The sequence below is a fragment of the Streptomyces sp. NPDC017056 genome, from assembly GCF_044332485.1.
GTDB lineage: Bacteria > Actinomycetota > Actinomycetes > Streptomycetales > Streptomycetaceae > Streptomyces.
This window is the reverse complement of the sequence record NZ_JBIRPD010000001.1, coordinates 169,895-190,591: the sequence shown is the minus strand read 5'-3', so window position 1 is coordinate 190,591 and position 20,697 is coordinate 169,895. Positions and strand designations below refer to the sequence as shown.

19 protein-coding genes are annotated in these 20,697 nt (G+C 71.8%); 9 read left to right on the top strand and 10 right to left on the bottom strand.

Going from position 1 to position 20,697, the window contains the following annotated elements:
• Positions 1-98 precede the first annotated feature (98 nt).
• Positions 99-746 carry a LuxR C-terminal-related transcriptional regulator gene (locus ACH4OW_RS00845; protein WP_398023893.1) on the bottom strand — a complete coding sequence of 216 codons (648 nt, stop codon included), beginning with the start codon at positions 744-746 and terminating at the stop codon, positions 99-101.
• The gene (locus tag ACH4OW_RS00840; RefSeq protein WP_398023891.1) at positions 710-2,005 is read right to left on the bottom strand and encodes a sensor histidine kinase; all 1,296 of its coding nucleotides are present in this window, start codon (positions 2,003-2,005) and stop codon (positions 710-712) included. Before ACH4OW_RS00840 ends, ACH4OW_RS00845 begins: the two co-directional genes overlap by 37 nt.
• Positions 2,006-2,241: 236 nt before the next feature.
• On the opposite strand from ACH4OW_RS00840, the gene ACH4OW_RS00835 reads away from it, so the two are divergent.
• Positions 2,242-3,036, top strand: coding sequence for a GNAT family N-acyltransferase (locus tag ACH4OW_RS00835; protein WP_360135031.1), 795 nt, complete (start codon positions 2,242-2,244; stop codon positions 3,034-3,036).
• Positions 3,033-3,875 (top strand): lysophospholipid acyltransferase family protein, encoded by an 843-nt coding sequence (locus tag ACH4OW_RS00830; RefSeq protein WP_398023889.1) that lies wholly within the window; start codon positions 3,033-3,035, stop codon positions 3,873-3,875. Before ACH4OW_RS00835 ends, ACH4OW_RS00830 begins: the two co-directional genes overlap by 4 nt.
• Here ACH4OW_RS00830 and ACH4OW_RS00825 read toward each other — a convergent pair.
• From ACH4OW_RS00825 to ACH4OW_RS00805, 5 genes are all read right to left on the bottom strand, one after another.
• The gene (locus ACH4OW_RS00825) at positions 3,851-4,459 is read right to left on the bottom strand and encodes a winged helix-turn-helix domain-containing protein (protein WP_398023887.1); all 609 of its coding nucleotides are present in this window, start codon (positions 4,457-4,459) and stop codon (positions 3,851-3,853) included. The two genes, ACH4OW_RS00830 and ACH4OW_RS00825, sit on opposite strands and share 25 nt — an antisense overlap.
• A gap of 243 nt (positions 4,460-4,702) precedes the next feature.
• Complete coding sequence (locus ACH4OW_RS00820) at positions 4,703-5,335, bottom strand: rhomboid-like protein (protein ID WP_398023884.1); 633 nt, start codon at positions 5,333-5,335, stop codon at positions 4,703-4,705.
• 66 nt (positions 5,336-5,401) lie between these two features.
• On the bottom strand, positions 5,402-5,668 hold the full coding sequence (locus ACH4OW_RS00815; protein WP_360135020.1) for a carboxypeptidase-like regulatory domain-containing protein: 267 nt from the start codon (positions 5,666-5,668) through the stop codon (positions 5,402-5,404).
• Positions 5,669-5,704: 36 nt separating this feature from the next.
• Complete coding sequence (locus ACH4OW_RS00810; protein WP_360135017.1) at positions 5,705-6,634, bottom strand: endopeptidase; 930 nt, start codon at positions 6,632-6,634, stop codon at positions 5,705-5,707.
• A 282-nt stretch (positions 6,635-6,916) separates the two neighbouring features.
• Complete coding sequence (locus ACH4OW_RS00805) at positions 6,917-8,251, bottom strand: alpha/beta fold hydrolase (RefSeq protein ID WP_398023881.1); 1,335 nt, start codon at positions 8,249-8,251, stop codon at positions 6,917-6,919.
• Positions 8,252-8,320: 69 nt separating this feature from the next.
• Between ACH4OW_RS00805 and ACH4OW_RS00800 the strand changes: the two genes are divergently transcribed.
• The 7 genes from ACH4OW_RS00800 (at position 8,321) to ACH4OW_RS00770 (ending at position 15,579) form a co-directional block, all read left to right on the top strand.
• Positions 8,321-8,947 carry a TetR/AcrR family transcriptional regulator gene (locus ACH4OW_RS00800; protein WP_398023879.1) on the top strand — a complete coding sequence of 209 codons (627 nt, stop codon included), beginning with the start codon at positions 8,321-8,323 and terminating at the stop codon, positions 8,945-8,947.
• A gap of 50 nt (positions 8,948-8,997) precedes the next feature.
• Complete coding sequence (locus tag ACH4OW_RS00795) at positions 8,998-9,921, top strand: Gfo/Idh/MocA family protein (protein ID WP_398023877.1); 924 nt, start codon at positions 8,998-9,000, stop codon at positions 9,919-9,921.
• Positions 9,922-10,072: 151 nt separating this feature from the next.
• On the top strand, positions 10,073-11,629 hold the full coding sequence (locus tag ACH4OW_RS00790) for an AMP-binding protein (RefSeq protein WP_398023874.1): 1,557 nt from the start codon (positions 10,073-10,075) through the stop codon (positions 11,627-11,629).
• Positions 11,630-11,864: 235 nt separating this feature from the next.
• Positions 11,865-12,599 carry a response regulator gene (locus tag ACH4OW_RS00785; protein ID WP_398023872.1) on the top strand — a complete coding sequence of 245 codons (735 nt, stop codon included), beginning with the start codon at positions 11,865-11,867 and terminating at the stop codon, positions 12,597-12,599.
• Positions 12,596-14,473: a sensor histidine kinase gene (locus ACH4OW_RS00780; RefSeq protein ID WP_398023870.1), complete on the top strand. Its 1,878-nt coding sequence runs from the start codon at positions 12,596-12,598 to the stop codon at positions 14,471-14,473. Before ACH4OW_RS00785 ends, ACH4OW_RS00780 begins: the two co-directional genes overlap by 4 nt.
• The gene (locus tag ACH4OW_RS00775; RefSeq protein ID WP_398023868.1) at positions 14,470-15,105 is read left to right on the top strand and encodes a hypothetical protein; all 636 of its coding nucleotides are present in this window, start codon (positions 14,470-14,472) and stop codon (positions 15,103-15,105) included. The genes ACH4OW_RS00780 and ACH4OW_RS00775 overlap by 4 nt, the downstream gene beginning before the upstream one ends.
• A gap of 138 nt (positions 15,106-15,243) precedes the next feature.
• A complete protein-coding gene (locus ACH4OW_RS00770; RefSeq protein WP_398023866.1) occupies positions 15,244-15,579 on the top strand; it encodes a hypothetical protein in 336 nt (111 codons plus the stop codon).
• 199 nt (positions 15,580-15,778) lie between these two features.
• On the opposite strand, the gene ACH4OW_RS00765 is transcribed toward ACH4OW_RS00770, so the two are convergent.
• The 3 genes from ACH4OW_RS00765 to glnA form a co-directional block, all read right to left on the bottom strand.
• Entirely contained in the window at positions 15,779-18,079 is a 2,301-nt protein-coding gene (locus tag ACH4OW_RS00765) for a germacradienol/geosmin synthase (RefSeq protein WP_398023863.1), read from the bottom strand.
• Between the two features lie 281 nt (positions 18,080-18,360).
• On the bottom strand, positions 18,361-18,612 hold the full coding sequence (locus ACH4OW_RS00760; protein ID WP_360134998.1) for a hypothetical protein: 252 nt from the start codon (positions 18,610-18,612) through the stop codon (positions 18,361-18,363).
• A gap of 616 nt (positions 18,613-19,228) precedes the next feature.
• A complete protein-coding gene (gene glnA / locus ACH4OW_RS00755) occupies positions 19,229-20,638 on the bottom strand; it encodes a type I glutamate--ammonia ligase (protein ID WP_360134992.1) in 1,410 nt (469 codons plus the stop codon).
• Positions 20,639-20,697 lie beyond the last annotated feature (59 nt).

The window sequence follows — 20,697 nt, the reverse complement described above, 5'->3', positions numbered from 1 at the left end:
GGTGAACTCCTCGCTCGCGTTCCGTACGGTTCTGCGTACGGATCGTCAGCGTACGCGGTGGCCGGGCGGCCTACCAGCCATGGTGCAAGGTGCAAAGATCAGCCCCGGTCCAGGTACGCCAGGACCGCCAGCACCCGGCGGTTGTCGTCGTCGGACGGCGGCAGGGCCAGCTTCCCGAAGATGTTCGAGGTGTGCTTGGCGACGGCGCGTTCGGTGATGACGAGCTTGCCGGCGATGGCCGTGTTGGAGCGGCCCTCGGCCATCAGCTCCAGCACCTCGGTCTCGCGTGCCGTCAGCCGGGCCAGCGGCCGGTCCTGGGAGCGCCGGGACAGGAGCTGCGCGATCACCTGCGGGTCCATGGCCGTGCCGCCGGCGGCCACGCGGCGGACCGCGTCGACGAACTGCCCGGCGTCGAAGACCCGGTCCTTGAGGAGGTAGCCGACGCCGCCGGTGCCGTCGGCCAGCAGCTCGCGCGCGTACAGCTGCTCCACGTGCTGGGAGAGCACCAGCACCGGCAGGCCGGGCCGTTCGCGGCGGGCGGCCAGCGCGCACTGGAGGCCCTCGTCGGTGAAGGAGGGCGGCAGCCGTACGTCGACCACGGCGACGTCCGGCCGCTCCTCCGCCAGCGCCCGCGCCAGATCGGGGCCGTTGTCGACGGCGGCGGCGATCTCGAAGTCGAACGCCTCCAGCATCCGTATCAGACCGTCTCTCAGGAGGAAGAGGTCTTCGGCGAGCACAACGCGCACGGGATCTCCAGCGTGGCCAGGGTCGGACCGCCTGCCGGGCTGCTGACGGCCAAGATGCCGTCGAATGTACCGAGCCGGCGTTCGAGACCGCGCAGGCCGGAGCCGGAACCGTCCGGCGCGGGGGACGGCGGAGGGAGCAACGCCGCGCCGCCCTGGCCGTCGTCGCCCACGCTGATCCGCAGCCGCCCGTCCGCGTACTCCATGTCCACCCACGCCCGCGCGGCCCCCGCGTGCTTGGCGGTGTTGGCGAGCAGCTCGCTCACGGCGAAGTACGCCGCCGACTCCACCGGCGCCGCCAGCCGGCCCGGCAGCTGCCCCGACACCTCGACCGGCAGCGGCATGCGCAGCGCCAGCGCCCGCACGGCGTCGGCCAGGCCGCGTTCGGCCAGCACCGGCGGGTGGATGCCGCGCACCAGGTCCCGCAGCTCGGTCAGGGCCTCGGCCGAGGACGTACGGGCCCGCGCGACCAGCTCCTTGGCCTTGGCCGGGTCCCGCTCGATCAGCGCCTCGATGGTGCCCAGGTCCATGCCCACCGCGACCAGCCGGGCCTGCGCGCCGTCGTGCAGGTCCCGCTCGATGCGGCGCAGTTCGGCGGCCGAGGCGTCCACCGCGTCGTGCCGGGTCTCGGTCAGCCGCGCCACCCGGGCGGCCAGCTGGTTCTTCGACGGGGCGAGGAAGACCGAGCAGAGCCGGAAGTGCAGCGCCAGCAGCCGTTCGTTGTAGACGGAGGCGGCGAGCACCAGGGCGCCCAGCAGCGGCATGGAGAACACGGCCGTCGGGTCCGAGGCGGACAGGAACCCGTACTGGAGCGTCTCGGACGCGTCCACGCCGGACCAGATCAGCGCCGGGTAGACGAAGCCCTCCACGCCGAAAGCGATCACCACGGCGGGCAGGAGCGCCGTCAGGAGCCCCGCGGGGATGTCCACCAGCAGCCACAGCAGCTCCCGCCAGGTGGCCGGGTCGCGGAGCAGGTGCAGGCAGCGCTGCACCTGGCCGGGCACGCCGTGCTGCGACGCGGGCAGGGGCCGGTAGCCCGCCGGTATCCGGATACCGGCCCAGTCCTGGGCCAGCGCGCGCCGGAGGTCGGCGTAGCGGCGGGTCAGGGGAACCACGAACGGGAGGAGCAGGAACCCCAGCCCCACGGGCAGCAGGGCGAGCGAGACGGCCGTGAACGAGAAGAGCAGGGCCGACCCCACGAGGATCACGAGCGCGAGCCCGAATCCCCGCGCCGCGGCTACCAGTGTTCGGCGGACCCTCATCCGTACGCTCCCTGCGCTTCACGCGCCCGGACGTCGGGCACGGGAACAGTCTGCCGCGTGGAGAAGACCAGGTCATGGGGTTTCACCCCCGGAACGGAGGTGTATCCGGCACCACCGGTGCGGGCCGCGGACCACCGCCACCCGCACCCCGCAGGACCCGGTGTCCCCCCTGTGCCGCCGTCTCCGCGGCCCCTGCCGGGCCCCACACCTCTCGACCTCCCCGGACGGAGAGATCCATGAGCGTCCCCGCAACCGTGCCCCTGACCGTGCCCGCCGCTTACGAGACCTCGATCGCCGACGCGCCCGACCGGATTCGCGCCGCTCAGCGCCTGCGCCACCGCGTCTTCGGCGAGGAACTGGGCGCCACCCTGCACTCGCCCCTGGCGGGCCACGACATCGACGCCGTCGACGACCTCGCGGACCACCTGATCGTCACGGAGACCGCCACCGGCGACGTGGTCGGCACCTACCGGCTGCTGCCCCCGGGGCGCAGCGAACGCCTCTACTCCGACGGCGAGTTCGACCTGACGGCGCTCGCCGCGCTGCGCCCCTCGATGATCGAGGCGGGGCGCTCCTGCGTCCACCCCGACCACCGCGGCGGCGCGGTCATCAACCTCATGTGGGCCGCGCTGGCCCGCTACACCCTGCTCTCCGGCCACCGCTACCTGGCGGGCTGCGCCTCCGTGCCGCTGGGCGACGGCGGCGCCGCCGCGGCCGCCGCGTGGGAACTGGGCCGGACCCGGCACGCCGCACCGTCCGGACTGCGCGTCACCCCGCACAGGCCGTGGCGGTACGCGGGGCCCGCGCCGGACGCGGACCCTTCGCTGCTCCCGCCGCTGCTGCGCGGCTACCTGCGGATCGGCGCGTGGGTGTGCGGACCGCCCGCGCACGACCCCGAGTTCGACGTGGCCGACTTCTTCGTGGTGCTCGACATGGAGCGCCTCAACGACCGCTACCGCCGCTTCTTCCTCGGCGACGAACCGGCCGGCCGGGCGGGCCGGAAGGGCTCGTCGGCCGGGAGCCGGGCGTGAGCACCTGGGAGGTACGGTCCGAGTGCACGCCGGGTTGCGCGGTACACGCCGCGCCCCGCGTCTCGTCCGCCGAGGCGGCCCGGCGCTGCGCCGCGTTCGCGCGCGCCGCGGGACGGGCGCTGCGGGACGGCGAGCGGATGGCCGAACCGGCGCGGCTGCGGGCGCACGCGCGCGCGGTGCTCGCGGCGATCGGCGTACGGCTCGACATCGACACCCCGCCGGACACGGCGGGCCTGGTGGTCCGGGAAGCGCGCCCGCCGGGCGCCGCGGGACCTCCCCCCGGCACCCTCGTCGTCGCCAACCACATCTCCTGGCTCGACATCCCCGCCCTCCTCGCGGTCGAGCCGGTGACCCTGCTCGCCAAGCGGGAGGTCGGCGAATGGCCGCTCGTCGGCACCCTCGCCCGCCGCGCCGGCACCCGTTTCATCGACCGCGGCCGACCGCGCCAACTTCCCGCGACTGTGGCAAGTCTGGCGGACGTCCTGCGCTCCGGCCGGTCGGTGGCGGTGTTCCCGCAGGCCAGCACCTGGTGCTCGGGCGCGTACGGTGCCTTCCGCCGGGCCACGTTCCAGGCGGCGCTGGACGCGGGCGCTCCCGTACGGCCGGTGACGCTCTCGTACGAGCAGCTCGGGCAGCCCAGTACGGTCGCGGGGTTCCTCGGCGACGAGGAATTCCTATCTTCCGTACGGCGGGTGGTCCGCGCGCGCGGCCTGACGGTGCGCGTCACCGTGCACCCGCCGCTGGACCCGCGCCCCGGTACCGACGACCGGCGCGCGCTGGCGGACCTCGCGCGCGCGGCCGTCAGCAGCCGGGTTCAGGCGGTCGGCACGTACTTGTAGCCGACGCGGCGCACGGTCACGATCGTCGACCGCTGGTCGGCGCCCAACTTGCGGCGCAGCCTGGCGACATGCACGTCCACCGTCCGGCCGTCGCCGACGTGCCCGTACCCCCACACCGTGGTCACCAGCTGGTCGCGGGTGTGCACCCGGTGCGGGTGGGCGACGAGGTGGGCGAGCAGCTCGAATTCGAGGTACGTCAGGTCCAGCGGGCGGCCGTGCACGTGCACCGTCCGCTGCTCGGGGTCGATCCGTACGGTCTCGTTGCCGGTGACGGCCGGCGCGGCGCTGTCGGTGCCGCCGGGCGGCACCGGTACGGCGGCCGGCGGCACCGCGCCCGGCACCTGCTCCGCCGGCACGAGGACGAGATAGCCGACCATCGGCGGCTGCCCCGGGAGGGCGGGCAGGCTGTGCTGCGGCGCCGGAAGCCAGGTCGCGCCCGAGGTGAGCAGGTCGGCGACCGGTGGCAGCTCGTCGGGCGCCACGGCGCGCAGGCGCTGTCGCTGCCGTCCGGGCACGCCGGGGACGGAGGGAGCGGCGGCCGCGGTGGAAGCGGAAGCGGCCGTCAGGGTGCGGATGTTCGTCATCTGGGTCAGCTCTTTCGCGCAGAGAGGCGTCGGGGACGTCGTGCGCGCGGGCAGGGCTGGGGACGCGGTGGAAGGCGTCGGTGAGGCGTGTGCGGGCCCGCGCTCAGTGCGCGCGGCAACACAGACGGTCGAAGTGATGCCCCTGCCGGGACGGCCAGAAAGGCTCGAGGTCGCTGCGACCCGTCGCGGTGTCTGTAAGGCTGGCCATGCCCCTATTCAACCAGACCGTTCTTGATCTGTCCCTCACGCGGCGTGCGCATTGACGCGAAGACGACGGCCCAGCCGCTTCCTGAAAACGGCTCCCGCGCCCATACCCAGCACCAGCGCCGTCAGGTGCCCGGCGTCCGTGAAGTCCCGCCGCCTGCTCAGCATCGGGCTCGCGCCGAGCGCCAGCAGCCCCGCGGTGGCCGCGGCCCGCGCGCCGCGGTGCGGTACGGAGACGGCGAGCGCGCCCACCGTGGCGTAGAAGCCGTAACTCGCGCCGACGTCCACGGCCCGTTCCGTTTCCGGGGTGACGGCCTGGTGCGACAGCGCGCGGGCCGCCCGCAGCCCGCCGTACACGAGCACGCTGGCGCCGATGTGCCCGGCGGCGAACATGCCGGCCGCGCGCCGGGTGCCCCACGCCGCCTCGGCCGTGCCCAGCGCCGCGAGCAGCGCCAGCCCGTACGGCGCGGGCAGCGGGCTCTCCACGAACACGGCGCTGGTCGCCAGCGTCCGCCAGCGGCCCGCCCGCAGGTTGTCGACGTTCGTCGAGTGCGCGCGCAGCAGCTCGGCGCGCCGGTGCGCGGGCAGCCGCGCGGTGGCGTACGCGCCGAGCTGGACGGCGCCGACGTACAGCGGGGTGAGCCAGGGAGCGTAGGCGGAGGGCGCTTTCATGCCCTCCATCATCCCCGGCCCCTCCCGCCACTCGCCGGGGCGGGCCCCGGCGGGCCCGGCGGGAGGTCAGCCGAGCCGGATCTCGACCGGCTCCGCCGCGCCGCCGCGCACCGTGACGGCGGCGCCCGCGGCGCTCGCCACGCCGCCGCCCCGCTCCGACCGGCACTCGACGGTGTAGCTGCCGTCGGGGCCGGCGGAGAGGGCGAAGCGTCCCTCGGCGTCGGTGAGCGCGGCCACGTCGGGGAAGGCCCCGGGGCCCGCCGCCAGGTACACCCGGGCGTCCGGGACGGCCCGGCCGTCCGCGTCCACCACGACTCCGGAGATCACCGCCATACCGGGACCTTTCACTCGTTCACTCTTGCCGTACGGTCACGCCTTCCACGCCACGTAGTTGTTGTACACCGGCGTGGTGATGCGGGTGCCGGAGTTGGTGACCGCGCCGCCGTACGCGTGGATCGCGATGCCGTACCGGCCGCCGTTGTAGAAGTGGTAGACGGAGCTGCCGCTCTGGCCGCCCGCCGTGTCGATGTCGTAGTACACCTTGCGCGGGCCGACGGAGGCCACGCCGCGCGCGTCGTACCACTGCGTGCCGGCCGGCTTGTCGCCCGGGTAGCCGGAGATGTTGCCGACGGTCTTGAGCAGGTCGGCGTCGGACCACACGCCGAAGCCGAACCAGCCGGTGGTGTTGCCGAGGTTGGTGGGCAGGATGATCGCCCCGTAGTCGTAGTTCTCGTCGCCGTTGTTCGCCCAGCCGTTGACCGTACGGAAGCTGGTGCTGGTGACGACGCCGTACGGGAGGGTGTTGCCGTTGCGGCCCGGCATCACGTTGATGCTCTTGACCCAGCCGTCGCGCCCGGCGACCCCGCTGTTCTTGATGTAGACGACGTGCCCCGCGGTGGCCAGGGTGTGCGGGCCGATGAACCAGCCCGTCCCGATCCAGCGGGAGTTGTCCGCCGCGGTGATCAGCAGCGAGCAGTGCACCCGCCACGGGTACACGGACGTGTCGGTGATCTGTACCCGGTCGTCCGGGCCGTGCACGGTCTCGGCGGCCACCGGGGGCGGGCCGAACGACGCCTCGCCGATGTCCGGCAGCGCGGCGGTCGGCGGCTGCCACAGCTGCTCGGGCGTGCCTTCGGGACGGTTGTAGCCGCGCACGCTCTCCAGGCCGTCCGCGGTGCCCTTGGCCGTGTCGCCCTGCGGGCCCTCCGACGGCGGTTGTACGGCCAGCTCCTCGGCGGTGTAGACGACTTGCTGTTCCTCCGGCTCGTTCGACACGGCGGTGTGGAACTCGATCGGCATTGCTGTCACCGAGCCTCTCGGTTCTCGGGGTGCACTGAGGGAGTCCTTCGCGAAGGAGTTCCTTCCTTGTACTGCCGTCACCGGGAGCGGACAACGAAAGATGCGGCGAATTCTTGCGGATAGCCCTGTACTACGTCTTCCGTCCCGAACTGTTCCGGCAACAGCACGAGGCGACCCGTAAAGACAGATGGGCGCGACACGGAGATACGGGTCCGCCTGCCGGTGGGAGGCCGCCTACTTGTGGTCCCGCCTACTTGTGGCACCGGCTACTTGTGGTCCCGCCTACTTGTGGTCCCGGAGGAAAGCCGGAATGTCGGCCCGGGTCGGGTAGTCGGGCAGCGGTGCGGGCTCGTCCTGGAGGAACGCGGTGATGACGGCTGCGGCTCGCTGGTCGTTGTCGTCCAGGCCGTTCCACATGTGGTGGCCGACGCCGGGCATGTACTGGGTGCGCCGGACGGCGGGGTTGTCCGCGAGGACGGCCGTCTGCCACTGCCTGACCTGGGAGGTGCACTCGGCGATCATCAGCATCGCGGGTGTCCGGGAGCGCCTCAGCAGGGGAGCGAGGGACGGGGAGTCCTTGATCGTCTGCTGGATGCGGAGGCTGGCGGCGGCGCTGAAAGTGAAGTTCTCCGCCGTGTCCTCGACCGGGATGCGGTGCGCGTCCCGCGCGCAGTAGCCGGACGCGGTGTCGCCGCCGAGGTCGGCGGCGGTGAAGGCGTTGACGCCCTCGGCCTGTCCCACCAGCCCGTTGCCCGGGCTGAGCAGTCCCAGCCGCATGAGGCCGAACGCGACCGCGTACCGCGGGACATGCGTGGAGCGCGGCCCGGTCACGGGCGGTGCGATGCCGCGGGCCGACGGCCGGCCCTTCTGCTCCGCGAACCGGGTGGCGGGGCCGTCCACCGGGCCCGGCTCGGCGATGACCGCCCGGTGCAGGCGGGCGGCGACGGCCGGGTCGGCCAGCGCGCGGGTGAGGACGACCGCGCCCGCGGAGAACCCCAGCACGTCGACTTGGCCCTTGCCGAGCTTTTCGGTGAAGGCGCCGAGGTCACGGACGGACCGGGTGATCGAGTACTGGTCCATGGGCAGCAGGTCGCTGCGCCCGCCGCCGGCCTGTTCGTACGCGTACACGTCGTAGCCCTGTCCCGCGAGGCGTTGCAGGAAGCGGTGGTCGAGCACCGAGATGCCGCGCACCGGACCGCCGTTGAGGTAGACGAGCGGCACGTGGTGCCGGGGGCCGGTGCCGGTGGGCGGGTAGTGGTAGACCGCGACCCGGCTGCCGGTGGACAGGCGCCAGTGCCCGGTGGCCACGAACGACAGGGCGGGCGGGTGGCGGCGCGTCGTGGGGACGGTGGGGACGCACACCGACAGCGTCAGGGCCGCGGCGACGAGCACCGGCAGGAACGGCACCAGCCGCCTCCGCCAGGTGCGGCGGCGGCCCCGCCACAGCGCCGCGACGACCGCGACCGCGACGGTCGCGGCCCATGCGGGGAGCCCCGACCCCGCGCCGTCGGTGGCGACGAGGAGCGCCAGGAAGAAGGCGACCAGCCCCGACACCGCGGCGGTGGCCGCCAGCAGAAGGCCGGCGAAGCGTAAGGGACGTTTGGCGGACGGTGGCATGGCGATCTCTCCCGATGTTTTGTAACGCTGTTTTGAAACGATGTTATCAGCACGGGTACACTGTTCCGCGTGGGAAGGCCGAGAACGAACGACGCCGCCGTCAGAGACCGGCTCGTGGCATGCGCGACCGAGATGTTCGCCACCCGCCCCCAGGAGTCCGTGACGGTCCGCGCGCTGGCCGCCGCCGCCGGAACGTCCACGGCGGCGGTCTACACGCTCTTCCAAGGGAAGGACGGGCTGGTCCGCGAGGTGCGCGACCAGGCGGTCGCCGGCCTCTTCCAGGACCTGACGGCTGCTCCCGGCTCGGAATCCGCCCTGGAGGACCTGCACGCGCTGGCCGTGGCGTACCGCCGATGGGGACGCGAACACCGCCACCTGTACGCGGTGTTGTTCGGCGGCGCGCAGTCCTTCGTCCCCTCGTCCCGGGTCGGTGACCGCGACCCGGTGCGGCCGCTCGTCGCGGCGATCGACCGCGCAGTGGCGGACCACGTCCTCGCGGGCGACACCACACGGATCGCCGTCTCGCTGTGGGTCGCCCTGCACGGGCTCGTGACCCTCGAACTCGCCGGCGCCCTCGAAGGCGCCGCGGCCGAGACCGCGTTCCGGTCGACGATCGACGCCGTACTGCGCGGCTGGGCGGCCCCCGCAGCCCTCCCCGGTTTCCCCGGCCTCCGGCACACCGACACGGCGCCCTGAAACGGTTGCTCCACAGGGAGCCCAAACCTCTGGCAGGCACACTGGCGGGCATGACGACGACCTTGCGCATCGGACTTCTCGGTACCGGACCCTGGGCGCAGCGGGTGCACGCCCCCGCCCTCGCCGCGCACCCCGGCGTCGCCTTCACGGGCGTATGGGGGCGGCGCCCGGAAGCGGCCGCCGCGCTGGCCGCGAGCCACGGCGCCCGCCCGTACGCGACCCCGGAAGAGCTGTTCGCCGACACCGACGCCCTCGCCATCGCCCTGCCGCCCGCCGTTCAGGCAGACCTCGCCGTACGGGCCGCCGACGCCGGCCGGCACCTCCTTCTGGACAAGCCGGTCGCCACCACCGTCCCCGAGGCGCGGGCGGTGGCCGAGGCGGTGGAACGGGCGGGCGTCGCCTCGGTCGTCTTCTTCACCGCGCGCTTCGGGGTCGCGGAGGGCGAGTGGGTGGACCGGGCGGCCGCGGCCGGCGGCTGGTTCACCGCGCACGCCGACTGGCTCGGCTCGGTCTTCGGCGCCGACAGCGACAGCCCGTACGCGGCCTCGCCCTGGCGCCGCGAGAAGGGCGCCCTGTGGGACGTCGGCCCGCACGCGCTGTCCCTGCTGCTCCCGGCCCTCGGCGACGTCGAGCAGGTCACGGCCGTCCGCGGCCCCGGCGACACCGTGCTGCTGGCGCTGCGGCACGCGGGCGGCGCGGCGAGTTCGGCGACGGTCAGCCTGACCGCGCCGCGGGCGGCCTCCGGAGTGTCCGTCACGCTGTACGGCACCTCGGGCACCACCACGCTCCCGCGCCGCCAGGACGGCCCCGAGGTGGCCTACCGGCGCGCCGTGGACGAGCTCCTCGCCTCCGTACGCACCGGAGAAGGGCACGCCTGCGACGCGCACTTCGGGCTGCGCGTCACGGAGGCGCTGGCGGCGGCGGAGGCGTCGTTCGCACCGCCCGGAGGGAGCGGGGAACGGCCGAAGGCATGACCCGGCCATCGCGGTCCGGAAGAAAGGACAGGCCGAACCCTGCGGCGCGCCGCTAACGTCGTGATCGCGCCCTCGGCGCTCCCCATCCGCACGCACTGCGCGCCGCGCCGCCGCCGCGCGCAGTGCGCTGTACGACAAGGAGGCGCAACACATGACAGCGTTCACGGGTTACGTCGAAAACATTCTCAAGAAACTGGCGGCCGATCCCGGGCACCGGGTCCTGACCACGGCCGAAGGGCGGGACATCACCGCCGCCGAATTCCACGACAGCGTGCACCGGATGGCGGCGGAACTGGCCGACCGCGGCCTCGTGCGCGGCCGTACGGTCTCGATGCTGGCCGGGAACCGGCCGGAGGCGCTGTCCGCCAGGTACGCGGTCAACCTGCTGGGCGCCCGAATAGTACTGCTCTACGAGGGCCAGGCCCCCGAAACCCAGGCACGCGTCGTGGCGAGCGCCGAGACCGAGCTGCTGCTCGTCGGCCCGGAATCGGCCGAGCCCGCCGCCGAGTTGCTCTCCCACCTGGACGGCGCCGCACCGAAGACCCTGACGCTGGGGCCCGGCGCCACCGGCCTCGACGCCGAAGACCTCACCGCCGCTGCCGCCGCCCGCCCCTCGGGGCATACGGTCGAGAGCGCGGCACGCGCCGACGACGACTGGTGCATCCGCTACACCGGCGGAACGACCGGCCTGCCCAAAGGCATCCGGATGGCGCACGGCCCCTACGCGGAGGCGGTGGCCTACCCCTTCGAGTCGGCCGGCGACCCGTCCCGCCTGCTCGTCTGCACCTCGCTCGCCCACCTGGCCGGGCAGCTGTCCGACATGACGCTGGCGGCCGGCGGCAGCGTCGTACTCCAGGAAGGCTTCGACCCCGGCGCGGTCCTCGCCGCGATTGAGCGGGAGCGCATCACCCACCTGTGGCTACTGCCGCCCCTCCTCTACCAACTGCTTGACCACCCCTCCTTGGCCACCACCGACCTCAGCAGCCTCACCCGCATCACCTATGGCGGCTCCCCGTCGTCCCCCGCCCGGCTGCGCCAGGCACTGGAGCAGCTCGGCCCGGTCCTGTACGGCTGGTACGGGCAGTCCGAGGCACTGCTGCTCACCGAGATGGGCCCGGCGGAGCACGGCATCACCGGACACGGCGGCCAGATCACCGTCGGCCGGCCCGTACCCGGCGTGGACATCGAGATCCGCGACGAGGAAGGACACCGCCTCCCGCCGGACACCAGTGGCGAGGTGTACGTCCGCTCCCGGGGCATGATGACCGGCTACTGGAAGAAGCCCGAGCTGACCGCGCAGGTCATCCGCGACGGCTGGGTACGCACCGGTGACGTCGGCTACCTGGACGAGGCCGGCTACCTCTACCTGATGGACCGGGTCAAGGACGTGATCATCGTCGTGGGCGGCCACGTCTACCCCGGTGAACTCGAAGACCTGCTGCACACCCACCCGGACGTCGCGCACTGCGCGGTCTTCGGGGTGGCCACCGAGGACCGGGTCGAGGAGGTGCACTGCGCCGTCGTCCCCACACCGGGACGCACGGTCGACGCCGAGGCGATCACCGAGTTCGTCGTGGCGCACAAGGGAGCCATGTACGCGCCGCGCGCCGTGCACCAGGTCGGCAGCATCCCCCTCACCTCCGTCGGCAAGCCCGACAAGAAGCGCCTCCAGGCGGACGTGCTGGGGCGGGGGGACGGAGTGCGGTAAGGGCGGGGGCCGGGGGAGGGAAAGGGCTGGGGGAGGGGAAGGGCCCGGGGGCGGGGCCGGGTGGGCGGCGGCGCGCGCTCACCCGTCGGGCGGGCGGCTGCTGCTCACCCGTCATCAATTCCTCACACAATGCGAGACACGGCGTCACGAGCGTCGCGCACCATGGTGGCGACCCCTCCCGCCGTACGCTTTCGACGAGCGTCCGCCTCGCCATCCGCTTCGGAGAACCCGCCCCATGACACGAGTGCTCCTGATCGAGGACGACCCCGCCGTACGCCAGGGCGTCGTCCTCGCGCTGCGCCGCCGAGGCCACGAGGTCGAGGCGGCCGCCAGCGGCGAGGCCGGGCTCCCCGCGCTGGAGCGCTTCCGGCCGGAGCTGGTGCTGCTGGACCTGATGCTGCCCGGCATGAGCGGCCTGGAGGTGTGCCGCCGCATCCGGGAGACACAGCAGATCCCGATCATCATCCTCTCCGCGCGCGGCGACGACATCGACATGGTCGTCGGGCTGGAGGCCGGCGCGGACGACTACGTGGTCAAGCCGGCGAGCGGAGAGGTGCTCCAAGCGCGGATGCGCGCGGTGCTGCGGCGCGTGGCGCTGCCGGGGGAGGAGGACCGGGCCGGGGCCGACGCGCGGGAGCCCGGCCCACCCGGCACGGCCGCCGCCCCCTCCTCACAGACGTACGGGGCGCTCACCGTCGACCGCTCGGCGCTGCTGGTCGCCAAGAACGGCGAGGAAGTCGTGCTGGCCCCCAGCGAACTGAAGCTGCTGCTCTTCCTGTCCGACTCGCCCGGCCAGGTCTTCAGCCGCCAGCAGCTCCTCGAACAGGTCTGGGAACACAGCTTCTACGGGGACGCGCGGCTGGTGGACGCGTGCGTGATGCGACTCCGCGCCAAGATCGAGGACGACTCGCGCGCACCCGTGTACGTCCAGACGGTACGCGGATTCGGCTACCGCTTCGGGCCCCTTTGAGCACCCGCGCGGAGGAGACGCCGCCGGACGGCCGTCCGGCACGGCCTTCGCCGCCGCGCGGCCGGGAGCGGCTGGCCGCCGCGTACACCCGCTTCCGCGGGCTGCGCACCCGCCTCATCGTCGGGTTCCTCATCGTCTCCGCGCTCAGCGCGCTGATCACCGCGGCGCTCACCTTCCGGCAGGCCCGTACCGCGATACTGGCCCGCACCCAGAACACGGCCGTGCACGACCTGCGCGCCCAGATGGAGTCCCTCGGACCCGACCTGCCCTTTCCGCCCCGGCGCGAGGATTTGCAGAACCTCGTCGTGCAGCTCGACCGGGCCGGCGGTTCCCGCAACTGGCGCACCTACGCGCAGTACGAGGACGGCCCGGTCGTCCCGCAACCGTGGCGCGACGGCCGTGACGCGGTCACCGACGGGCTGCGCGAGTCGGTCCGCGACCACCACGCGCCCGTCTTCCAGCGCGTGGACCGTGGGGGGAAACCCTGGCTGGCGATCGGCATGCCGGTGGACTTCACCGACGCGGGGGCCTCGGGGGGCGGGGGGCGTTCCCCGGAGGGCGAGGGGCCCTCCTCGGGGGGCGAAGGGCGCTCCTTGGAGGGCGAGCGGGGCGCGGGGCCGCCCGGCTCCGCGGCGCGTTCTTCCGCGCGTTCTTCCGAGCTTTCCCCTGCGTCTTCCGCCGAGCTTTCCCTTGCGTCTTCTTCCGAGCCTTCCCCCACGCCTTCCCCTGCGCCTTCCTCCGAGCCTTCCGCCGCGTCCGGCAAGGGCAAGCCCTCCGGTCTCGTGGTCTACGCCGAGTTCAGCCTCGCCGACGAGAAGGCCGACGTCGACGCCCTGGTCACCGCCGCACAGGCGGGCGCGCTGCCCGCCCTCGCGCTCGCCGTCGTCCCCGCGCTGTTCGCCGCCCGCCGCGTACTGCTGCCCGTACGTCGGCTGCGCGAGGCCGCCGAACGCATCACCTCGGGGGAGCTGGACACCCGCTCCCCGGTGACCGGCCGGGACGAACTCGCCGACCTCACCGCCACCTTCAACGACATGGCCCGCGCCCTGGAGAAGGACGACGCCGAACTGCGCCGCATGGAGGCCAACGCACGCCGCTTCGCCGCCGACGTCTCGCACGAGCTGCGTACCCCGCTGGCCGCGATGTCCGCGGTCACCGAGGTCCTCGACGAGGACGCCGCCCGGCTGGACCCCGACACGGCGGACGCCGTACGCCTCATCAGTAGCGAGACCGCCAAACTCGCCCGCATGGTGGAGGACCTGATAGAGGTCTCGCGCTTCGACGCGGGCGCCGCCGACCTGCACCTCGACGAGATCGACGTGGCCGTCGCGCTGCGCAAGACGCTCCAGCTGCGCGGCTGGCAGGACCAGGTCGACACCGAGCTGCCCGACGGCCTGCGGGCCCGCTTCGACCCGCGCCGCATCGACGTGGTCGTGGCCAACCTGGTCGGCAACGCGCTGCGGCACGGCGGCACGCCGGTACGGCTGACGGCGTACGCCAGAACGGGACGGTTGCGTATCGACGTCGCCGACCGGGGCCCCGGCATCGACCCGGAAGCCCTGCCCCACGTCTTCGAGCGCTTCTACAAGGCCGACGCCGCCCGCGCACGCTCCGGCGGCAGCGGCCTGGGCCTGGCCATCGCGATGGAGAACGTACGGCTGCACGGGGGAACCCTGCGGGCGGCCAACGCGCCGGACGGGGGAGCGGTGTTCAGCGTGGACGTGCCGCTCGATCCGCTGGCGGGACCCGGACAGCCCCCCTCCGCCCCCGACCCCGGCTCCGCCAATGGCCCTGTCCCCGGGACCGGTACCGGTACTGGTCCCGGGCCTGCCTCCGTCCCCGCCCCCGACCCCGCGTCCGAGGACCGCTCATGAGGAGCAGCCCGACCCGGCCGACCCCGTCCGCGGCCCTGTACCTGGCCCTCTTCACCGCCACGGCGGCCCTCCTGCTGTCCCTCCTCGCCGGCTGCGGCATCACCCCCACCGGCTACGTACAGGCAGGCGCCCCCGCCCAGGGCGTTCCGCAACCGGGCAGCTCGGCCTACACCGCCCGCATCTTCTTCCTCTCGCCCGTCGGCATCCACGCCGCCGCCCGCCCCGCCGACGGCCCGGTCGCCCCCCAGGAGGCCCTGGACATGCTGGTGAAGGGGCCGACCGCCGCCGAACGGGCGCGCGGCCTGGTCAGCGCGCTGCCGCCGCTGCCCGGCCGGCTCACCGCCGTCCCCGCGAGCGGCGCGGTAAGCGTCTTCCTCCCCGTACCGGTCTCCCGCATGGAGGCGACCGCCGTCCACCAGATCGCCTGCACCGCCGCCAACGCCGACCTCCCCGGCGATCGCCCGGCCACCGAAGTGGACGTGCGCATGTACGAGCCGGCGAGCCGGAGCACCCCCTGGACGCTGCGCTGCTCCAGCAACGGGATCGCCCTGCCGACCGCCGTCCCCGACTCCTCCGCACCACCCGCGTCCACCCCTGCCCCCGGCGGCTCCGGCGGCCCCGCGACGCGCTGACGGAACCCCCGCCCGTCGGCCCCCAAGCAATGCCTGACCAGGGGGCTTTGTCAGTGGTGGCGACTAAAATTGGCAGCAGTAAGGAAGCAGTCCCGGACTTGTCCAGGACCGCTTCTTCACCGTCCCAGGAGGTTGCCGATGGCCGTAGCCACACTGTCCACGAACCCCGCCGTACCGAAGCCGAGCAGGTACGGCAAGACCGCCACGCGACGGACGGTCCGCACCCCCGCGGCGGCCAGGCCCATGGCCAAGAAGCCGCTGCCCGCCGGCCTCCCGCGCGAGTGGTACGAGGCCCACAACCGCCGCCTGAAGGCCATGCGCCTGGCGATAGCCCTGCTCGACGGCGGTGTCTACACCCCGGAGCGCGCCCGCAACCGCACCATCCGCTCCACCGCGGCCCGTATCGGAGTGCACCCGCCCTCCAATACGACCTGCCGCATGGTCCGTTCCCTGATCATTGAGAACGCCCGCTGAGGCGGCAGGCGCCGCAGCGGCGCGCAACCACGGGTGACGACTCCAACCGACCCTGACCGGCCTCCGGACCTGACCTGACCGGGCCCGACCAGACCAGACCAGAGCTGACCAGACCTGACCTGACCTGTTCGGCCCCTCCCGGCCACGACCCGGGAGGGGCCTCCGGCGTGCCCGCACGCCGTCCAGCGCGCGGAAACGGTTACCCGCTGGTGCTCACGGTGGTGCTCACACCCGCCGGCCACGGCACCAGCCGGGCAGCCGAAGTCCCCAGCCCGGTAGGCCGCCCGACCCACTCCCGCACCCCGGCACCATCTCTCCCACCCAAGTCCTTTCCGTACCCCTTGTGCCGGACCAAATCCTCCTCGCGATAACGCCGGCACCCTTCGTGCCACGTCAATATCCCCGACATCCAGTTCTCCAGCTCCTTCACATACCCGTCCAGCAAGGCGCGCGCCTCACCCGACAGGTCGAAGTCGTCGTAGAGCACCGGGAGTTCGTTCGCCGCCACATGCTGGAACTCCCGCATACGGGACGTCATCAGGTCGTGGACGATCGCGAGCCCTGTCGGATAGTCGCAGCCGAAGAAGTTCTGCACCACGAGGATCCCGTTGTGCACCTCGCCCTCGTACTCGATCTCCTTCTGGTACGAGAACACGTCGTTGAGCAGCGTCGCATAGTCGGTGGCGGCCTTCTCCAGCGAACGCATCGGCCCACTGCGGTAAATCTCCTCCGGAACCCGCCGCCCATGCCCGATACGACTCAGACTCATCGTCATCTCGGAACCGAACGTCGCCCGCCGCATCTCGATGTAGTCCACCGGGTCGGGAATGTGATGCAGCGCCTGGTTCTCCAGTTCCCATATCCACCCGGCCGTCATCACCTCCACACTGTCCCGGAACGCCCTCCGCGCGGCGGCATCCATCGCCTCCGTCGTACGGGCCCACAGGTCCGCCAGCCCGCGTTCCATCGCGTTCGCCGGCTCCGGCGGGGCCGCACCGTCCTCCACGGGCATACACGCAGAAAGCCGCGCGGTGCACGCCTTCGCCCCGGCCAGATCCCGCGTCGCCCCGAACACCGCCGGGTAGTAGTCGTCCCCGTACGTCCCCCACGTCAGCCACTGCGACCCGAGGTCCAGCTCTTCCGGTGTCGCCTCCGGGTGCAGGCCGGCGGCGCACAACGGAAAGTCGTAGTCCGCCAGTTTCTCGGCGCTCCAGACATCCGAAAGCGGCACCCCCGCCTGCGGCCGCAGCATTCCCATCCGCCGCGCCCACTCCACCGCGTTCACCCGCGCCCCGTCCAAGTGCGGGCTGAGCGTCGTCTTGAACGGCATATAGAACTCGGGCAGTTGCGAGCGCCCCACCCGCTGAAACGGCACATGCGTGGAATTCCGCACCCGCTTCGCCCCGGTGACCGCCACCGCCCGACGCACATCAGCAGCCGAAGTCCCAACCCCTCCGAACACAAACGGCGACCAGCGCGACCAGCCTCCCTCCTCAGCAGCCGCCCCACCCCCATTCATATACCGACTGGACCGCATATGCCATTCATGCCCACCAGCCTGCCAGTCCTGCAATCCCTTGGCATAGGCCAGCACACTCGCGCACTCCTGCGGCGTCAGCCCTTCCTCGGCGAAAAGCACCGGCAGCTCCGTCACCACCGTCTTCTCGAACTGCTGAACCCGTGAAGTGATCAGGTCATTGACGGCGTCCGCCGCCTCCTGGGTCGTGCACCCGAGGAAGTTCTCCAGCACCAGCACCCCATTGCTGAGCTCCCCTTCCTCCTCGGTCTCCCGCTGATACGAAAACAGGTCGTTCCGCAGATGCACCGCGTCCGAGAACGCGTCCTTGAGTACCCGCAACGGCCGCGACCCGGCCACCGAAGCCGGCACCTCGGCCCCCGCCGCATACTCCACCAGCCCGGCCGACCACGGCGCGCCTCCCACCTTCCGCCGCATCTCGATGTACTCGACGGGATTCGGCAACCGCCCCGCGTTGATATTCGAAAGCTCCCACAGCGACTCGTTCAGCAGATGCTCGGTGCTCTCCCGGAACCGCGCCCGCCAGTCCGCCGACATCGAAGGCACCGTACGCGCCCACAGATCGGCCAACCCCGCCTCCACCGGATTACTCGGCTCCGGCACCGCCGCCCCCAGATCCATCGGCATGAACAACGGCAGCCGGTCCAGGTACGCCTTCCCGCCCACCCGGTCCTGCGTCCGCTTGAACGCCTCCAGGAAATGGTCGTCGAAGAAGAACACCCACACATACCAGTCCGTCACCAACGCCAGCACATCCGCCGAGCAATCCGGATGCGTATACGCGCACAACAAGGCGTAATCATGCGCATCAAGATCCCCCTCCTCCCAAATCCCCGACCCCTCCAGCATCCCCATCCCCCGGGCCCACCCTTTGGAGTGCTCCCGGGCCGCCTCCACATGCGCATTCAACCGAGCCGGATACGGCAGATAAAACCCCGGCAATTCAAACGGCTGCGCTGCCACTGCAAAATCCTTTCCTCGTCCGACTCTCCACCCCACGGGACACCCCCGCACCAGGCCAGGCAAGCCCCCGCTCAACCGCCCACGCTGCCCCGTCCGGCGGGGCAGCACTACCCATCCCGCCGGACGCTTATCCATCGTCTTGACAGAACGCAAGTACGTGTGACGGCTGCCTGGTCGCGCGTGTCGGCACCCTAACGAAATTCGAACTAGTGACCTGATTACTTGTCGTCGGTCATGCCTGCAAGCGAGGGGCGCCAAGGAAATGCCAGGCGCTGAGGCCTTCACCTGCGTGTCAGATCCGCCATCTCCTGAGCAGCGCCACTGCCGGAGAGTGGACCTTCTGGAGGGACGGAACAAGCCCCTTGCGTAAGCGAGGCGGCAAGAATGCGACAGACCTCGATGCGCTCGCCGGAGGTGCAGCCGGCCATTAGATGATCAAGTCGACGGAGTACCGCCATGTCACGCCGGTAGCGCATCGCGACCGCGAAAACTCCATAAAGCGTGACCGCCGACAGGACCAGCACCAGGGTCATGAGGCGTAACCTGCATGAACCCTCTTGGCGATCTCGCGCTCGCCGAATAGGTCACAGGGGAGCACGCAGTCCGGCTGGCGGCGTAGTACCACGGTGTAACCGCCCAATCGGGCCGCGTGAGGGGGGATCAGCTTGCATGCTTCATGTCGCGGCACGTTTTTTATGAAGTCCTGAGCCAGGAGCGCCGCGCAGGCCGCCGTAATCTTCGTCGAAGTAAGGGAAGAGTACGTGGAGCACCTCGTCCGCCATTTCGGGTTCGAGGCGTAGCGCCAGGTTGTGGGTGGCGTCTGGGCGCGCACTCGCTACCCCGAGAAGTGCCCCGTTCAGCTGGCGATCCTGGAAGGCGGTGGCCAGAACGTGTGCCGCGTGCGCTTCCAGCCTGCGGTGTTTGTGATCCGGAGCATCGGCGACGGGCGAGCCGGTGTAAGTGTGCAGCTGTTTCGCCAGCCGTGAGGCGGTCGACTGGGTGAGCGCGGTCTGGCTGCGGATCTTCTTGGCCAGCCGGGCAGGTGACCCTGGAACGACGTAGGGCCGTCATTCCGCGAGACGCGGGATGACGGCCCTCTCGTATGTGGATCAAGCGGCCTGTCGGGGTCCCCCCGTAGGCCACCGCCTCTTAGAGATCGAAGTAAAGCTCGAACTCGTGGGGGTGGGGGCGGAGTTGGATCGGGGCGATTTCGTGGGTGCGCTTGTAGTCGATCCAGGTTTCGATGAGGTCGGAGGTGAAGACGCCGCCCTGCTGGAGGTACTCGTTGTCGGCTTCCAGGGCGTCGAGGACGGCCGGGAGGGAGGTGGGGACCTGGGGGACGCCCGCGTGCTCCTCGGGGGCGAGCTCGTAGAGGTCCTTGTCGATCGGCTCGGCCGGCTCGATCTTGTTCTTGACGCCGTCCAGGCCCGCGAGGAGGAGGGCGGAGAAGGCGAGGTACGGGTTCGAGGACGGGTCCGGGGCGCGGAACTCGACGCGCTTGGCCTTCGGGTTCGAACCGGTGATCGGGATGCGCATCGCGGCGGAGCGGTTGCGCTGGGAGTAGACCAGGTTGACCGGGGCCTCGAAGCCGGGGACGAGGCGGTGGTAGGAGTTCACCGTGGGGTTGGTGAAGGCCAGGAGGGACGGGGCGTGCTTGAGGATGCCGCCGATGTAGTAGCGGGCGGTGTCCGAGAGGCCCGCGTAGCCCTGCTCGTCGTAGAAGAGGGGCTCGCCGCCGGTCCACAGGGACTGGTGGACGTGCATGCCGGAGCCGTTGTCGCCAAAGATCGGCTTGGGCATGAAGGTCGCGGTCTTGCCGTTGCGCCAGGCGACGTTCTTCACGATGTACTTGAAGAGCATCAGGTCGTCGGCGGCGGCGAGGAGGGTGTTGAACTTGTAGTTGATCTCCGCCTGGCCGGCGGTGCCGACCTCGTGGTGCTGGCGCTCGACCTTGAGGCCGGCCGCGTCCAGTTCCAGGGAGATCTCGGCGCGCAGGTCGGCGAAGTGGTCGACCGGGGGAGCCGGGAAGTAGCCGCCCTTGTAGCGGACCTTGTAGCCGCGGTTGTTGACCTCGGAGCCGGTGTTCCAGGCGCCGGCCTCGGAGTCGATGTGGTAGAAGGACTGGTTCGCCGACGTCTCGAAGCGGACGTTGTCGAAGACGTAGAACTCCGCCTCCGGGCCGAAGAACGCGGTGTCGGCGATGCCGGTGGAGGCGAGGTACGCCTCGGCCTTCTTCGCCACGTTGCGCGGGTCACGGCTGTACTGCTCGCCGGTGATCGGGTCGTGGATGAAGAAGTTGACGTTGAGCGTCTTGTCGCGGCGGAACGGGTCCACGCGGGCGGTGGAGAGGTCGGCGCGCAGCGCCATGTCGGACTCGTGGATGGCCTGGAAGCCGCGGATCGAGGAGCCGTCGAAGGCGAGCTCCTCGGTCGGGTCGAACGCCTCTGCCGGAACCGTGAAGTGCTGCATCACACCGGGCAGGTCGCAGAACCGGACGTCGACGAACTTGACGTCCTCGTCCGCGATGAACTTCTTGGCCTCATCGGCGTTCTGGAACATCCAACTCCTCCTAGCCCGGTCACCGGCGGTCGGCGGACGCGGGATTGCTACTCGGAGCG